At 51.4% G+C, this 15034-nt stretch carries 18 protein-coding genes and 1 pseudogene; 7 read left to right on the forward strand and 12 right to left on the reverse strand.

Features of this window, described 5'->3' with window-relative positions:
• Positions 1–209 precede the first annotated feature (209 nt).
• The 4 genes and pseudogenes from MKQ70_RS12995 to MKQ70_RS13010 form a co-directional block, all read left to right on the forward strand.
• Positions 210–698, forward strand: coding sequence for a PAS domain S-box protein (locus MKQ70_RS12995; RefSeq protein ID WP_248071599.1), 489 nt, complete (start codon positions 210–212; stop codon positions 696–698).
• Positions 689–1027 (forward strand): PAS domain-containing protein, encoded by a 339-nt coding sequence (locus MKQ70_RS13000; protein ID WP_248071603.1) that lies wholly within the window; start codon positions 689–691, stop codon positions 1025–1027. The genes MKQ70_RS12995 and MKQ70_RS13000 overlap by 10 nt, the downstream gene beginning before the upstream one ends.
• A gap of 2 nt (positions 1028–1029) precedes the next feature.
• Positions 1030–1578 carry a PAS domain-containing protein gene (locus tag MKQ70_RS13005; protein ID WP_248071605.1) on the forward strand — a complete coding sequence of 183 codons (549 nt, stop codon included), beginning with the start codon at positions 1030–1032 and terminating at the stop codon, positions 1576–1578.
• A 34-nt stretch (positions 1579–1612) separates the two neighbouring features.
• A pseudogene (locus tag MKQ70_RS13010) lies at positions 1613–2170 on the forward strand (PAS domain-containing protein); the annotation flags it as partial.
• On the opposite strand, the gene MKQ70_RS13015 reads toward MKQ70_RS13010, so the two are convergent.
• Positions 2167–2628 carry a hypothetical protein gene (locus MKQ70_RS13015; protein ID WP_248071607.1) on the reverse strand — a complete coding sequence of 154 codons (462 nt, stop codon included), beginning with the start codon at positions 2626–2628 and terminating at the stop codon, positions 2167–2169. The pseudogene MKQ70_RS13010 and the gene MKQ70_RS13015 sit on opposite strands and share 4 nt — an antisense overlap.
• Before the next feature lie 72 nt (positions 2629–2700).
• On the opposite strand from MKQ70_RS13015, the gene MKQ70_RS13020 reads away from it, so the two are divergent.
• Complete coding sequence (locus tag MKQ70_RS13020; protein WP_248071609.1) at positions 2701–4101, forward strand: aminopeptidase P family protein; 1401 nt, start codon at positions 2701–2703, stop codon at positions 4099–4101.
• A 42-nt stretch (positions 4102–4143) separates the two neighbouring features.
• Here MKQ70_RS13020 and MKQ70_RS13025 read toward each other — a convergent pair whose 3' ends face one another.
• The gene (locus MKQ70_RS13025) at positions 4144–4503 is read right to left on the reverse strand and encodes a hypothetical protein (RefSeq protein ID WP_248071612.1); all 360 of its coding nucleotides are present in this window, start codon (positions 4501–4503) and stop codon (positions 4144–4146) included.
• A gap of 168 nt (positions 4504–4671) precedes the next feature.
• Positions 4672–5034: a hypothetical protein gene (locus MKQ70_RS13030; protein ID WP_248071615.1), complete on the reverse strand. Its 363-nt coding sequence runs from the start codon at positions 5032–5034 to the stop codon at positions 4672–4674.
• A gap of 370 nt (positions 5035–5404) precedes the next feature.
• On the opposite strand from MKQ70_RS13030, the gene MKQ70_RS13035 reads away from it, so the two are divergent.
• Complete coding sequence (locus tag MKQ70_RS13035) at positions 5405–5569, forward strand: hypothetical protein (protein ID WP_248071617.1); 165 nt, start codon at positions 5405–5407, stop codon at positions 5567–5569.
• 38 nt (positions 5570–5607) lie between these two features.
• On the forward strand, positions 5608–6345 hold the full coding sequence (locus MKQ70_RS13040) for an MBL fold metallo-hydrolase (protein WP_282457271.1): 738 nt from the start codon (positions 5608–5610) through the stop codon (positions 6343–6345).
• Here the strand turns inward: MKQ70_RS13040 and MKQ70_RS13045 are convergent.
• The 9 genes from MKQ70_RS13045 to MKQ70_RS13085 all read right to left on the reverse strand — a co-directional run bounded on the left by MKQ70_RS13045 (position 6342) and on the right by MKQ70_RS13085 (position 14851).
• On the reverse strand, positions 6342–7502 hold the full coding sequence (locus MKQ70_RS13045) for a sensor histidine kinase (protein ID WP_248071620.1): 1161 nt from the start codon (positions 7500–7502) through the stop codon (positions 6342–6344). The two genes, MKQ70_RS13040 and MKQ70_RS13045, sit on opposite strands and share 4 nt — an antisense overlap.
• A 99-nt stretch (positions 7503–7601) precedes the next feature.
• Positions 7602–8975 (reverse strand): sigma-54-dependent transcriptional regulator, encoded by a 1374-nt coding sequence (locus tag MKQ70_RS13050; protein WP_248071622.1) that lies wholly within the window; start codon positions 8973–8975, stop codon positions 7602–7604.
• A gap of 22 nt (positions 8976–8997) precedes the next feature.
• Positions 8998–10020 carry an FtsX-like permease family protein gene (locus MKQ70_RS13055; protein WP_248071625.1) on the reverse strand — a complete coding sequence of 341 codons (1023 nt, stop codon included), beginning with the start codon at positions 10018–10020 and terminating at the stop codon, positions 8998–9000.
• A gap of 188 nt (positions 10021–10208) precedes the next feature.
• A complete protein-coding gene (locus MKQ70_RS13060; RefSeq protein ID WP_248071629.1) occupies positions 10209–11102 on the reverse strand; it encodes an ABC transporter permease in 894 nt (297 codons plus the stop codon).
• Positions 11103–11104: 2 nt separating this feature from the next.
• Positions 11105–11446, reverse strand: a complete 342-nt coding sequence (locus tag MKQ70_RS13065) for a hypothetical protein (RefSeq protein WP_248071630.1) — start codon at positions 11444–11446, stop codon at positions 11105–11107.
• Positions 11447–11469: 23 nt separating this feature from the next.
• On the reverse strand, positions 11470–12135 hold the full coding sequence (locus tag MKQ70_RS13070) for an ABC transporter ATP-binding protein (RefSeq protein WP_248071633.1): 666 nt from the start codon (positions 12133–12135) through the stop codon (positions 11470–11472).
• Positions 12136–12154: 19 nt separating this feature from the next.
• Positions 12155–13363 (reverse strand): TolC family protein, encoded by a 1209-nt coding sequence (locus MKQ70_RS13075; protein ID WP_248071645.1) that lies wholly within the window; start codon positions 13361–13363, stop codon positions 12155–12157.
• Positions 13303–13599 (reverse strand): hypothetical protein, encoded by a 297-nt coding sequence (locus MKQ70_RS13080; protein WP_248071647.1) that lies wholly within the window; start codon positions 13597–13599, stop codon positions 13303–13305. The genes MKQ70_RS13075 and MKQ70_RS13080 overlap by 61 nt, the downstream gene beginning before the upstream one ends.
• A 4-nt stretch (positions 13600–13603) precedes the next feature.
• Positions 13604–14851 carry an efflux RND transporter periplasmic adaptor subunit gene (locus MKQ70_RS13085; protein ID WP_248071649.1) on the reverse strand — a complete coding sequence of 416 codons (1248 nt, stop codon included), beginning with the start codon at positions 14849–14851 and terminating at the stop codon, positions 13604–13606.
• Between the last annotated feature and the right edge of the window lie 183 nt (positions 14852–15034).

The raw sequence follows: 15034 nt of genomic DNA on the forward strand, positions 1-15034 counted from the left end.
TATTAATTGCTGGAACGCTTTTTGCATTGTTTATTCAGACTCAGCCCCTCACCGCCGAAGCATTAAGAATCGTTTAACAAAAATCGGTACAGATGCTATTGTACAGATTAGGATTTTATGCTAAAATTGAACGTTCCTATCGATAAAGCAGCAAACAGTAACTCGCATCTGACTTTAACACGGATACACATTGTTTTTAAAACCACGCTATGATTGACTTAGTTTCGCCTACGAGAATTGTGATCGTGTACGTTATTCTTGGATTGTTATGGATATACTTTTCTGACACCATCCTGTTGTACATTTTCAGCGACCCCAGCGTCGATTACCTGACGCATGCGCAGCATTACAAGGGAGCGGCTTTTGTGCTGCTTACGGGTGTTGTGCTCCGCTGGGTACTCAAGCAGTACTGGTACCGCCTGCGGGCCACCGAAACCGCCTACAGCCGCATGTTCGAGACCAGCCCCCAACCAATGTGGATCTTCGACCGACGCAACTACCAGTTCCCGGAAGTGAACGATGCCGCCCTGTACGCTTACGGCTATTCCCGCGAAGAATTTCTGAACCTGACGATTTTCGACATTCGTCCCACCGAAGACATACAACGCGTCATGACCAGCCATGTAACCACGAAAGAGGGCTATCATAAAAGCGGCACCTGGCGGCATGTAAAAAGGACCGTTCCATCATGTACGTGAATGTGCAGGCATATGGCACGCAGTTTCGCGGTAAGGATGCGGAAGTGGTGTGCGTGTGGGACGTAACCGACAAGCACCGGGCCGACCAGGCATTGCGCCAGCAGACAGGTGTATTATCTACAATTATAAACAGTACCCAGGACCTCATATGGTCGGTGAATAAACAAAAGCGCTTCCTCGCATTTAATGAATCGTTTTCGAAAGCACTGGCCGACATTACCGATAAAATCATTGAAGTAGGCGACGATCAACCGGTAATAGAGGGCGAGGCGCAATACAATAAATGGCAGCAATTGTACGACCGTGCCCCGGAGGGCGAAAAATTGTGATCATGGAGGAGCGTGACATCGCCGGGCAGGGACAGGTATTTACAGAAACAACTTTTAACCCGATCTTCGAGGACAAAGAAGTAATCGGCGTAGCCTGCTTCGCCCGCGACGTAACAGCCGCCAAGCGACAGCAGGACCAGCTTAAAAAAGCCCCGGAACGCTACGACCTCGTTACCCTGGCCACCAGCGATGCTATCTGGGACTGGGATCTGCCGGCCGATACAATAACCTGGAATGACAACGTACAGCTCATTTTCGGTTACAAGTACCTGATCGACGATGCGGCGCATTGGAAAGAACACCTGCACCCGGATGACGCCCAAAATGTTATTGATTCCGTAGAAGCAGCCATTCGCGAAGGCCGCAATAACTGGTCGGGCGAATTCCGCTTTAAGACCGGCCCGAACGAATACCGATACGTGGTAGCCCGCAGCTACATCATGAAAAATGAGCAGGGGCGACCGATTCGTATGATCGGCTCCATGCGCGATATCCAGCAACGCAAAATACAGGAAGAAGAAATCCGCAAACTCTCCCTCGTAGCCAGTTAACAGCCAGCCCCGTAATTATCCGGACGCCAGGGGACAAATAGAATGGGTCAATAAAAGCTTTGAGCTCCTCTCCGGGTATACGCTGGAGGAAGTGTTGGGACAAAAGCCACAAGCATTTCTGCATGGCCCGGATACCGACCCCAATACGGAGCAATACATCTCAAAAAGTATTGAAGTAGGGCAGCATTGTAAAACGGAGGTGTTAAACTACAGCCAGTCGGGCGATCCTTACTGGGTACTTGCGGATATTACGCCGGTGGTCAATGACGAGGGAAAAGTGGAGAAAGTGATATCGATACAAACCAATATCACCGAACAGAAAAAATTTGAGCAGCAACTGGCCGACACAAACCGCCATCTCATGGAGGTGGCCTATATCAGCTCGCACCGCCTGCGCCGGCCGGTGGCGTCATTATTGGGCGTGGTCGCACTTATAGACCGGGTAAACATGGCCAATCCCGAAAACAAGCAACTGATCGAGTTTATCGAAAAACTCACCAATGAAATGGACGTCATGCTGCACGAGCTGGCAGATAAATGTAACCAGATTTACCTGTACAGCCAGCCCGCTGATGTAGAAAATGAAAATTAGTTAGGGGTAAAGTCGCGCGGTTTCTCGAGCAGGGCGGGCAGGTCAAAGAAGCGGACCTTTGAGATATCGTCGCCCTCGGCGTTGATGAACATGACATCTACCTGGTAAATATCTTCAGGCGTTTGTCCCTTCTGCTGGTATTTGCAATTGCAGATGAACTGCGTAAACTCCTCGTTCGGCGTTATGGCAATAAACAGGGTGGCGCCGGCTTTCATGGCCTTCTTCATTTCCCTGGAAGCATTCCGCAGTGTGGTTTTCAGCTCCGGATGGGCCTTTACACTATCTGCCTGGATCATATCCATCGCCTTTTTGATTTTGCCCTTTTCCAGCAACACGATGAAGTTGGTGGAGATGTCCACCTTTTGCTGCATCGCCTCTATCTGGCCGAATGACTGTCCTGCGAAAAACAAGGCGGCCAATACCGCCAGCAGATGCTTCATATACCTGTTCATGCTCATGAAGGTAGCGAATATTGTTAATTGCCACGTATTTTCTAAATTTGGCCGGGTTTCACTATTAAAAAGAGACAAATGCATTTTAAACTGTTCGACAAAGCAATTTATAAACAGCGAAGGGAGATTTTGAGGAGCAACATCGGCAGCGGCCTGGTGTTATTGATGGGCAACGAATACAGCAGCATGAACTATAAGGATAATGTGTTCCCGTTCCGGCAAGACAGCACGTTCCTTTATTACTTCGGACTGGATAAAGACGGCCTGGCTGGCATGATCGACGCGGATTCCGGCGAGGAGATCATCTTCGGCAACGAATTGAGCATCGACGATATCATCTGGACCGGCCCCCTGCCTACCGTTCGCGAAATGGCGGCAGAAGTGGCGGTGCAGAAAACCGAACCCTATACACAGGTAGCCAATTACGTACAACAGGCACTGAAAGCCGGTCGTACTGTACATATTTTAAAACCTTACCGTCCAGAGAATAAAATTAAACTGGCCGGCTGGTTTGGCATAAACGTAACGGAGGTAGACAGCAAAGTGTCTGTTAAACTGATTAAAGCCGTTGTGGCGCAACGTTCGCACAAAGCAGCGGAGGAAGTAGCGGAGATAGAGAAAGCTGTTTCTATCAGCGTGGATATGCACCTGGCGGCGATCCGGCAAACGCGCCCCGGTATGAAGGAGTTTGAAGTAGCGGCGAAAGTGGAGGAAGTGGCGCTGGCCGCCAACGGCCGCCTCGCCTACCCTACCATCCTGAGCATCGATGGCGAAGTACTACATAATCACTACCACGGCAACACGATTGCCGACGGAGACATGGTACTGGTAGATGCCGGCGCGGAAAATGACATGCACTACGCAGGCGATCTTACCCGTACCTTTCCCGGTGGCAAACAATTCACCAGCCGCCAGGCCGACGTATACAACGCCGTACTGGGCTCCATGGACCATGCCATCAGCCTGTTGAAACCCGGCACTACCTACCTGGAAATACACCGCCAGGCCTGTATAAAACTGCTGGAGGGACTCAAAGACATTGGCCTGGTAAAGGGCAACCCGGAAGAAGCGGTAGCAGCGGGCGCGCACACCCTGTTTTTCCAATGCGGCCTGGGACACATGATGGGGCTGGACGTGCACGATATGGAAGACCTGGGCGAACAATACCTCGGTTACACCGATACGCTCATCAAACGCACCGACTTTGGCTGGAAATCACTGCGACTGGGACGTGAACTGCAGGAAGGTTTTGTATTGACGGTGGAGCCGGGTGTATACATCATCCCCGAACTCATTGACCGCTGGAAGGCGGAAAACAAACTGGAACAGTTCATCAACTATACTACATTAGAACAATACCGCGACTTTGGCGGCATCCGCATCGAGGACAACTTCCTTATAACGGCCGATGGCCATCGTTTGCTGGGTAAATACCTGCCTAAAACATTGAAAGAAATCGAGGCATTACGTAACTACTAAGCATAGAAAAAAGCTGCGGACGAACATCCGCAGCTTTTTTATTTAATAGATCGTGAGTAAAGAAGTATTGGTGATCTCCACGTTAAACGTAGCGTACCCCTGGCTGGTGGTGATCGATTGTCCCGCCAGTGTAAACGTACGCGAGCCCGGTGCGGAAGTGTACACATTAAACGTGTAGTAACCCGCCGTGAGGGGACCATAAGAAGACCCTGCGCTCGGCGACAGCGTGGCGCTGAAGGAAGTGGGGCCATAGGCATACAGGGAGCCGCTGTAAGGAACCGTATTTGCCACGTTGAGACCAATGCTGAACACCTTAAAAGATGCGTTCTGACTGGCTTCTGAGCGGTGCAGCGGCACTGCGGCCAGCAGGACGATGATTGCTGCTACTAATAACTTCTTCATAACAATGCATGTTTAATGTAAAATAAGTGCTTTACCTGCGGCCGGTGTGCGGCCACGTTGTGCAAAAAAGCTGCGGGTTATATAGCCCGCAGCTTTTTATGTTGATGGCGGGAGCATAACTTCCACGGCTATTCTTCCGGTGAAAATACCCCGGCGCCCCCGACATCATTAATAAATAGTGAGGAAAGACGTGTAAGAGATATTCACGTTAAACGTGGCATATCCCTGGTCTGTCGTTACAGATTGCCCGTTGAGTGTAAACGTATGCGTACCCGGGGCAGAGGTGTACACATTAAACGTATAATAACCTGCGGTAAGTGGCCCGTACGACGTAGCGGAACCGGGGCCCAGCGAAGCGCTGAATGATGTTGGACCGTATGCGTAAAGCGCACCGTTGTAAGTGGTACTGTTCAGCACATTAAGACCGATACTGTCGAACACTTTCACAACCGGGGCCTGGCTGGCTTCCGTGTACTGCAGGGGTAACGCGGCCAGCAGGGCGATGATCAAGGATAATAATAATTTTCTCATAACGATGTACATTTTTGGTTAACTAAGAATAAAGCCGGTGGAAAGGGGGTGAATACACTGTAAGATAACTTGTATGACTGCGGCCAGGTTGCACCATCCCTGGACAATCTTTCGGTCATCCTTCGACGTTGTTCGGTCGGGACGCGGTTTTCACCCACTTTCACCGAAGGATGACCGAAGGATCACCGAGGGATCATCGAAGGATTATAGCCCTTTCCCCGGTTTCACCCCCACTTTTAAGCGCATTCACCACAATTTCCGACTGCATTCACCACCACTTCCTTTTTTAGCAGCCTGCTGCCGGTTACTTTTGTTTATATTGCCGATAATGAAGCATAGCAATCTCCTTTATAATCAAACACTTTCGTTCATGCCGCTGCCCTTTGCGTGGAAAGGCAATACACTCGATGCCCGCGGCCGCTTCGTCAACCGCGAACATCCTTTCAACGACTCGTTCTGGCAGGTGTTGAAGTGGCAAACCATGCGTAACCCGCAAAAACAGGAAAAGCTGAGCGACACCGGCGGTTGCCCGTAACAACGCACGAAAACCTGTTGGGAGATAGGGATTGCATCATGTGGCTGGGGCATGCATCGTTTTACATACGGCTCGCAGGGTTTGCCATGTTGATTGATCCGGTGTTGTTCAATGTTTCCTTTATGAAGCGCCGGGCTCCCGTGCCCGTTCCGGTTGCTTCGCTACGGCAGGTTGATTATATTCTGATCTCGCACGACCACCGCGACCACTGCGATGCCGCCAGCCTGAAAGTATTATCGCAGCAAAACCCGGACGCCACTTACCTGACAGGACTGCGGATGAAAACGCTGCTGCACGGGCTAACGGGCAGCAACCGCATCCAGGAGGCAGGCTGGTACCAGCAATACCGGACCCCGGAAGCCATCAATATCTATTACCTGCCTACCCGTCATTGGTCGCGCCGCGGCCTGGGCGATACGAATAAACGCCTCTGGGGCGGATTTGTCATACAGGGAGCGGGTAAAACGATCTACTTTGGCGGAGATTCAGGGATGGGCAGCCACTTTGCCGAGGTGGGGCAACTGTTTCCGCAGATCGATTACGCGTTGATCGGCATTGGCGCCTATAAGCCGGAGTTTTTCATGTCGCAGGCCCACCTCTCTCCTACCGATGCCGTAACGGCCTTTAACGACACCCACGCCAAACACATGATCCCCATGCATTACGGCACCTTCGACCTGTCGGACGAGCCATTGGGCGACCCCTTACGCGTATTGCAGCAAACAGGCGCGGAAGGCGTAATACCCGTGGGCCCTGGTGAAATGGTGTGGCTTTAATGATGTAGTTTGATAGCAAAGCGGGTATCGCCGGGGCGGACCGTTCTTAACGTAAACGTATATCCGTGGTTTAAGAGAATTTCACGCACCAGCGTAAGACCGATACCCTGTCCGTCTTTTTTGGTGCTGTAAAAGGGCGTAAACAGCTGTTCCGCGGCCTCGGGGGTAATGCCAGCACCATTGTCAGCAATAACCAGGTCACCCTGCGCGGGATCAGTAGTGATCGTAATGAGACCGTCGCCATTTACCGCTTCTATACTGTTTTTAAAGATATTGATCAGCGCCTGTTCCAGCTGCTGCTCATCGGCGCGCACTATCCATTCGCGCGGCGGCAGTGCCAGTTGTATAACCGCCTGCTTTTCACCTGCCTTCGTTTCCATCAACCGCGAAACATTCCGTAGTACCTGGTGCATATCGACCGGGCGTTTATCGGGAACGGGCAGTTTCACGAGGTCGGCAAAGTTGCGCATAAAAATATTCAGGTTTTGATTGCGGCCCATGGCCACTTCCATTGCTTCGCGCAGTTGCGGATACAGGCTATCGGCCTTCAGCGCGGAGCCTATGATAGAGTTTACCGGCCCCACCGTATTATTCACTTCATGCGCCATCATACGGATCACCTTTTCATACACCTTCTTTTCCGCAGCCAGAATTTCAGCCGTCAGCTCTTCTATCATCACAAAGTGGCGTGGAAAACCACGATCCATGAAATGAGATTTCTGCAGTTTATAGGTACTGACGCCATTGAGCGAAATAGTGCGCGCGCTGCCCGACTGTAGTTGTGTAATGTACTGAAACACCGGGTGCGTCGCCGCTTTACCCTCGTCGAACTCTTTAAGTTCCAGCAGTTGCAGGGCTTTGGGATTAATCTGCTGCACCGCCCCGTTATAATCCAGGATAATAATGCCGGTAGGCGATGTATTCACGAGCTTTTCCAGGAAAAAGTGTTGCTCCTGCTGCTGCACGCGCTCTGACCGCAACTGGTCGATCATCTGGTTGTACACGTCGATCAGCTGGTCCATTTCATGTTTACCGGTATGTACGAACTTCACATTAAAGTCGCGGTCGCGGATCGCGTCCACGCCCTGCATCAATGTTTTAAGCGGCTGTAACAGCGCGCGGTACAACCGCCAGGCAATAAACAAAGAGAACAGCACCAGTATTTCAGAAGCGATAAAAAAAACGGGCTTATCATGAAACACGGTGTAACTGAGCCAGAGGCCCAGTCCGTGAATATGGCCACAAACAGGATATACTTAGTCCGAAGTTTCATCGTACGGAATATTATATTTCTCCAACCGCCTGTACAGCGCGCTGCGCGTTAATCCCAGCGAAGCAGCTGCCCTGGCCACCCGGTGCTGGTGAAAAAGCATCGCTCTTTTAATCATTTCTATTTCCAGCTCTTCCAACGTTACCGCCCCTACGCCGGGTAACTGCAAATGCCCCGTTTTCACCGGTGACAATTCCAGCTGTGATTGAAAATCGCTCACATCCAGCTGGTCCCCGCGACTAACAAGGATGGTGCGTTCCACCAAGTTCTTTAACTGGCGGATATTACCGGGCAGCGACAACTGCTGCAACCACTTCGTGGCCGATGGTGTTACGCGTATGCCTGGGCGCTGGTAAATCTCCTTTAGATTATTGATAAAACTGTTCACCAGCAGCGGTATGTCTTTCGGGCGCTCGCGAAGCGCAGGCAATTTTATAGTGATCAGGTTGATGCGGTAAAGCAGGTCTTCCCGGAAAGTACCGGCAGCTACCATATCGTGCAGATTCTTGTTGGTAGCGCACACCACGCGTACATCCGTCGTTTTCGTGCGACTGCTGCCCAGCACTTCGTAGGTGCGGTCTTGCAACACACGCAGCAATTTCACCTGGCTGCCGGCATCGAGGTCGCCTATCTCATCAAGAAAAATGGTGCCTTTATTAGCTAACTCGAAGCGGCCTATCCTGTCGTAACGCGCGTCGGTAAAGGCGCCGCGGAGGTGACCAAACATTTCACTTTCGAACAGGCTGGTGGAAATACCGCCCAGGTTCACTTTCACGAAGGATTTGTGACGGCGCTGGCTATTCTGGTGAATGGCTTCCGCGATCAGTTCTTTACCGGTACCGCTTTCGCCCATGATCAGTACGGAGGCATCTGTTTGCGCCACGCGGCCGATCGTTTCCAGGATCTGCAGCATGGAAGGATCTTCGCCGATGATCTGTTGAAAATTATACTGCTCGTCCAGTTGACGGCGCGTCCCCTTTACGGGCTTGCTGGTGCGCAGATCGAGCAGGGTGCGGATACTTTGCAGCAGGCTGTCGTTGCTCCAGGGCTTGGTCACGAAATCACTAGCGCCCAGTTTCATGCCCTGCACGGCCAGCGCAATACTGCCCCAGCCGGTGATGAGGATGATGGGCACCTCTGTATTCAGGCGTCGCAGCTTTTCGAGCAACTGCATGCCTTCGCGGCCCGATGTATCCAGCGAAAAATTAAGGTCGAGTAAAATAAGCGACGGCGGTGTTTCCGCCACCAACCGCAACGCCTCCTCAGGCGTATCAGCGGCGGCAGCGGCAAATCCCTCCTGCTGCAATAACAACAGCAGGGACGTGCGCACCGCAATATCATCATCAATAATTAATATCATGCTATCGTAAAAGTAAGATTATTTAGTCTTCATGTAAAGCCACTGCCGGGTAAATGGCCGCCGCCTCGCGGCCGGGGTAGAGGGCGCAAAGGAATACCAGTACATAAATAAACAATACAGCCAACAGCATACCAGTCACGTAGATTCCCGGCAACATTCCGAATACGTGTAGTAAAGGGAATTGCACGGCAAAAAACAGCGCCAGCAATACGGCAATCGTGGTGAGCACCAGCGTTTCGCCGAGTATCTGTTTCGACACATCACCGGCAGTTGCCCCAATAGCGCGTCGCAGGCCTATTTCCTGCCGGCGGCGGTTAATGTTATACCACAACACGCCAAATAGTCCAAGCGCCACGTTAATAACCAAAAAAGCAGCAACCACTCCGGCGGTCACGAGTGGAATCGCCATTTCCCGGTTCTTGCGGGCCAGCTGATCGGGCAGGCGCCCGATTTCGATGGTAGCGCCCTTCATAAGGGAGGTGAGACGGTCGTGTACCCGGGACTCGAAACCTGCGTCTACCGAAGGATCTACACGAACGAGCATCATACCCGTCCAACCATAAAACCCTGTATCCGCCCGTTGATAAATGCCTGGTTTCGGCGTACTGTAATCACCTTCATGTTTAATATCCTTTACTACGCCTACTATCACCCGGCTGTCCTGTTCACCACCCCATTTTAATTCCTTGCCTAACGCATCGCCGAGGGGAAATATTTGTTCTTCCAGACTTTCGTTGATCACTACCGCGCGCCGCTTGCCGGCAGCATCCTGTTCGGAATACCAGCGTCCTTTCACCATCTCCAATTGCAACACCTGCCGCAAATCGTCGTCCGTCTGATAGTCCATCGACGTATATTTCTTGCCATCATACTCAAAACCGGTACCATTCATGCTGTTGGAGTAAGGCGTATTATAGCCCATATATGCAACACCGCGCACGCCCGGCATGGCTGTCAACTGGCTTTTAACCCCTTTCAGGATCAGCATCAATGAATCGGCGCGCGACGTACCGGCCTGGTGATTCGAAAAGTTGATGCTCCACACATTTTTATGTTCGAAGTTGCGGGGATGTGCATAGTTCCGGTAGTAAAATACACCCGCCGAAAAATACCGAACACCACCAGGTAGGCTACCATTATTTCAAGTATCAGCAAAAAATGCTGTCCTTTTTTATTCCAAATCAGTTTAAAAAAATGACTGACCATTGTGTAAATTTTTAAGTTGAACAGATTTTAAACCGCCTTCAATGCCCGCACCACCTGCATCCCGGACATACGCCAGGCCGGGTATACGCCGGACAGGAGACCAAACACCAGGCAAATGATCAGGCTGATGAACAATACTTTCAGGTTGAGTGTAAGGTGGGCGTGCGGAATAAAACCATTTGTATTGAATATCCGGATAGCGGCCCATGATAGCAGCAGGCCGATGAAGCCGCCGATAAAAGTGAGAATCAGGTTTTCAATGACGAATTGTAAGGCGAGTACATTTGATGAGGCGCCAAAGGCTTTACGGACGCCTATTTCAGACGAGCGTTCCATGATGCGGCTGGCGTTTACGTTCACCAGGTTGAGCGTTGGCAGCAGCATGAAGAGGAACAGGCAGCTGTAAAGAATGAGCATCATTCTCGCATAACCGTCCCCGCCCGATTTGGAGCGAAATATGTTACGGCTTACACCTGCCAGATAAGTATCTGCGTTCACTGTCACCTTGCTCATATCTCCCTCGCCGGGAATCTTAGCGGCCATCGCATCAAACTCCCGTCTCATTTCCGGCACTTCCGCCTTAGACCGGGCCACCAGCGCCAATATAAAGCCACCATGAAGACGCGTGGATTTCAGGTCGTTTTTACCTACGGTAAAAGGCAGGTACAAATCGCCCAATGTAAACCGGTCGGATCCCGGGGCATCCTTTACAACACCGATTACGCGGTATTGCTCGTTATCGGCCACCAGGTATTTACCCACCACATTGCCAACGTCGCCAAAGTATCGTTCTTTCAGGTTTTGCGAAATAACGGCCACCTTTTCACTGTTATCAATTTCCTTTTGCCCAAAAGCTTTTCCTTCCAAGAACTGGAAATCGAAGGCCCTCCAGAAATCTGCATTGGTGTGTTTGACGCCCATGCCTACCTTTTACCCTCCAGGTAGGTGTTGAAATTACCACCTTCGGTCGTCATTACCTTGAACTCAGGCCTGGTCAGTTTGTCGATGTAAGTTTTTACGAAGTGGTAACTTACCGGACTACTGTTCATCCAGCCTTTGTCCGGATTTTCAAGTTGTATCCGGTCTACATACAGCGTACGGGCACGTTTGGTGTCCGGGTATCCCGGATCGGTGGTAAAATCGTACAGCGACGTGAGTGCCATCAGGATGGTCAGCGTAAGACTGATACCGAACAGGCTGATGAACGTGAAGAACTTCCGCCGCTTCAGCACTGCAATGGCTATTTTGAAATAATTTTTCAGCATGATAATAATTTAAACAGATGAGATCATTGAACCTGTGCACCGTCGAACAGCCTTACCAGCCGGTGAGTACGACGGGCCATTTGCTCGTCGTGCGTAACCATCACGATGGTGGTTCCTTCGTTTTTGTTCAGGTGCAGCAGGATGTCCATCACTTCATTACCCATGGCGCTGTCCAGGTTACCGGTGGGTTCATCGGCCAGGATAATGCTGGGTTTACCAACAATGGCGCGGGCAATCGCTACACGCTGTTTTTGCCCGCCCGAAAGCTGGGTGGGAAAGTGTTTGAGGCGGTTGCTGAGTCCCACTTTAGTAAGCGCCTCGGTCGACAGCCGTTTACGATCGCCGGCGGAGCCTTTACGATACAAGAGCGGCAGCTCCACATTATCGAGCACCCGCAGGTCGTTGATCAGGTGATAACTCTGGAAAATGAACCCGATATGCCGATTGCGGAAATGCGCAAGATCCTTGTCGTTCAACTTTTTCGTGGTCTCGTTGCCGATGCGCACTTCGCCCCGGGACGGCGCATCGAGCAGTCCCATAATATTAAGCAGGGTGCTTTTACCGCAACCTGAAGGACCCATGATGGACAGAAACTCGCCGGGGGCCACGTCGAGGTTAATCTGGCTCAGGGCCTGTGTTTCTACCGTATCGGTACGGTATACTTTTTCGATGTTTTGAAGCTGGATCATATCAAGGTGTTAAAATGGTTTACTGATAGGTGATTTTCTCATTTTTCTCAAAATCGTATAGCGATAAATAACGCAATTCGTAATAAGCGCCCCAGAAATCACCCAGGGCTGTAATATAATCTCTTTTTGCCTGGTCCTTTTCCTGGAAGGCAATACTGAGATCGGTAATGCTCAGGTCCCCCAGTGAATAGCGGCTGTTGGCGATCTGGTATTTTTCAGATGCAATAGCATCCGCTGCAGCGCTCAATTTCACCTGTTGCTTCATCATATCGAACAGCGTAACCTGCGTGGTCACAAGATGCGAGAAGGTTTGCTTGTCCTGCTCCACCTCGTAGCGCGCAAGTTTTAAATTCGCTTCCGCTGTTCTTGTGCGGGAGCGTGAGCGGCCCCAGTCGAGCACGGGAATCGTAAACTGCAACTGTACCAGCTGCTGGTTCTGCGGCGACTTATATACATTTTTGATATCGGTGGCGCTGTTGGAGAAACCCAGGTTGGCGGTGAGCAGCGCGTTGAGCCCGTTATTACCGCGGGCCTGCGCCACGTCGCGCTCCGCCTCTACTACCTTGCGGATGAAGGCGATGGCGTCTGCATTGTTCTTATACGCCTGTTCCAGTACCTGTTGGGCCGTTACCTCCATAACAATATCGGCTGGCGGCAGTTCAAGCGATACTTTGCCAGGCTGCTGCAAACCGGTGTAAGAGCGCAGGTTCAGCGTAGCGATTTCCATTTCGCGGGCGGCGGCGCCAAGCGATTTTTCCGCTTTCAGGTGCTCGAGTTGCAGTTGAAGCATTTCATTACGGGAAACCTTTCCCAGCGCGAACTTCTCGTCCGCAATGGCCTGTAGCCGTTTGGTATTGGCCAGGTTCGTTTCCGCAATCTGGTAATTCACCTGCGATTTGAGCAGTGCGAAGAAATACATGCTCGCCTTTACCGCTACCTCCTCCATATCGGAAATAAACTGCTGGCGGCTCTCCTGGTATTTGAGCGGCTCTATCTTTTTATCCCACTTCAATTTATTAAACTGGAATAAGGGCTGCTGGTAACCCAGCGTGTATGGAACAGCATTATACAGCGTGTTATTTCGATCAAAATCGTCGAAGCGCTGTAGTTCGGTAGCGCCATAAATGGTACCGCCCGTAGCCGTAATCCCCTGGCGGAAGGAGAGGTTCAGCGAAGAATTATTATTGTGAATGGGCTGAAAGAGTACGGTACCATTGGGCTGCAGCACTGGCTGTACGTTTTCTGAAAGCCGGGCAATGATCCTTCGAGCTGTAGCTGGGGCGCGTAGTTGGAACGGTACGTGCGCCACTCCCAGTACTTGGTTTCCTTGACAGTAGCGGCCTGTTTGGAGGCGATAGACCCTTCTTTGGCCATGTGCACCACGGTCGCCAGGCTTAACCGCAGGGTGTCCTGGGCAACGGCGGGCGTGGCGGATAATATCAATATAAAGTATAAATAGCGCATAAACTCAGGGGATCAGGGTGATTTCTCGGGTGTTTTTAAAATCGCTCATATCGGATACGATCACCGTTTCGCCGGCGCGCACATTGTCTTTCAGCTCCACGTAATCGAAGTTGCTGAGTCCAAGCGACACCTGCCGGCGCACGGCTTTATCGCCCTGCACCACGAATAACTGCGCTGATTTACCCGGCCCGAAAGCCGCGCCGTTGGTTACGCGTAAAACCTGGCGGTGCGCATCAGTTACGACGAACACGTCTACCTTTAAATTAGGGCGGAGTAAACCCGTGTCTCTGTCGGCCAGGCGCACATCGAAGTTGACGAGGCCATTACGAACGGCGGGATAGATGCTCGCTATATCGCCCCTCAGCTGTTTATCGTTGATGCGCACGATCACGGGCATGCCACTACGCAGCTTATCCAGATAACTGTCTGCAATACTGCCACTGATCTTAAAACTGCTCAGGTCTGCAATGCGCACCAGCTCCACCCCTTCTCCCACCGAGGCGCCCACGTTGCGGTTCACCCAGGTAACCACGCCATTGCGGGTGGCGCTTACATTGGCCATGTCGCGCTTGCGGCCCAGCTCCTGCAGTTCATGCTGCTGCATGGCCACTTCCAGTTCAGATTCGCGGATCTCTACCTGCATGCTCTGCTGCTTGCTGCGTATCTCGTTCTCGAGTTGCGTTTTCTCCAGTTGGGCCACCCTCAGGTTCATTTCGGCCTGCTCCACACTTTCGCGGGTGCCGCCGCCTGCCTTAAAGAGACGTTTGGTGTTTTCTACTTCGGCGGTCAGGCTGTTGATACGAAGCTGTTTAATATCATTGCTGGATTTCAGGTCGAAATAACTTTTATCGAGTTCCAGCTTTAATTTGCGCAGGTTGTTCTGTTTTGATTCGAGCATGAAGCGCCCTTTGTCGTACGCGGCCTGCACCAGGGCTTTATCGAGTTGCAGCACGGGCTGTCCGGCCTGCACCGTAGCGCCGGCGTCGATCAATACAGAACGGATAGCGGAACTAACGGGACTGGTGATCACTTCTTCGAACTCGGGTAACACTTCGCCGGAGGCGGTGATGGTATTTTCCACGTCGCCGGTTTCTACGATGGCGGTAATGATGTTGCTTTTACGGAGACTCGATTTAAAAAAATATCGGGTGGTAAAGATGCCGGCCGCTATCACGACAACGATCGCGGTAGTGACGAGGATCCACTTCCTCTTGTTGCTGGCATTTACTTCGGCGGAAATTTCCCTGTCCATTTTTTGATTTTGACAGTAGGCGTTGCAATACGGATACCAGACTTAAAAAACACAAAATCAACACCTTATCAAAAAACGAAAAGAAAAAAGCGTCCGATTCCGGACAAAAGTTCCGCTATCGGGAAGATTGTCGCAAACGCCCCCTGATAATGTCGTAACTGATGACCTGAAAAGCCGCCCGGC

Origin of the sequence: Chitinophaga sedimenti, assembly GCF_023156195.1 — a bacterium.
GTDB classification, from domain to species: domain Bacteria; phylum Bacteroidota; class Bacteroidia; order Chitinophagales; family Chitinophagaceae; genus Chitinophaga; species Chitinophaga sedimenti.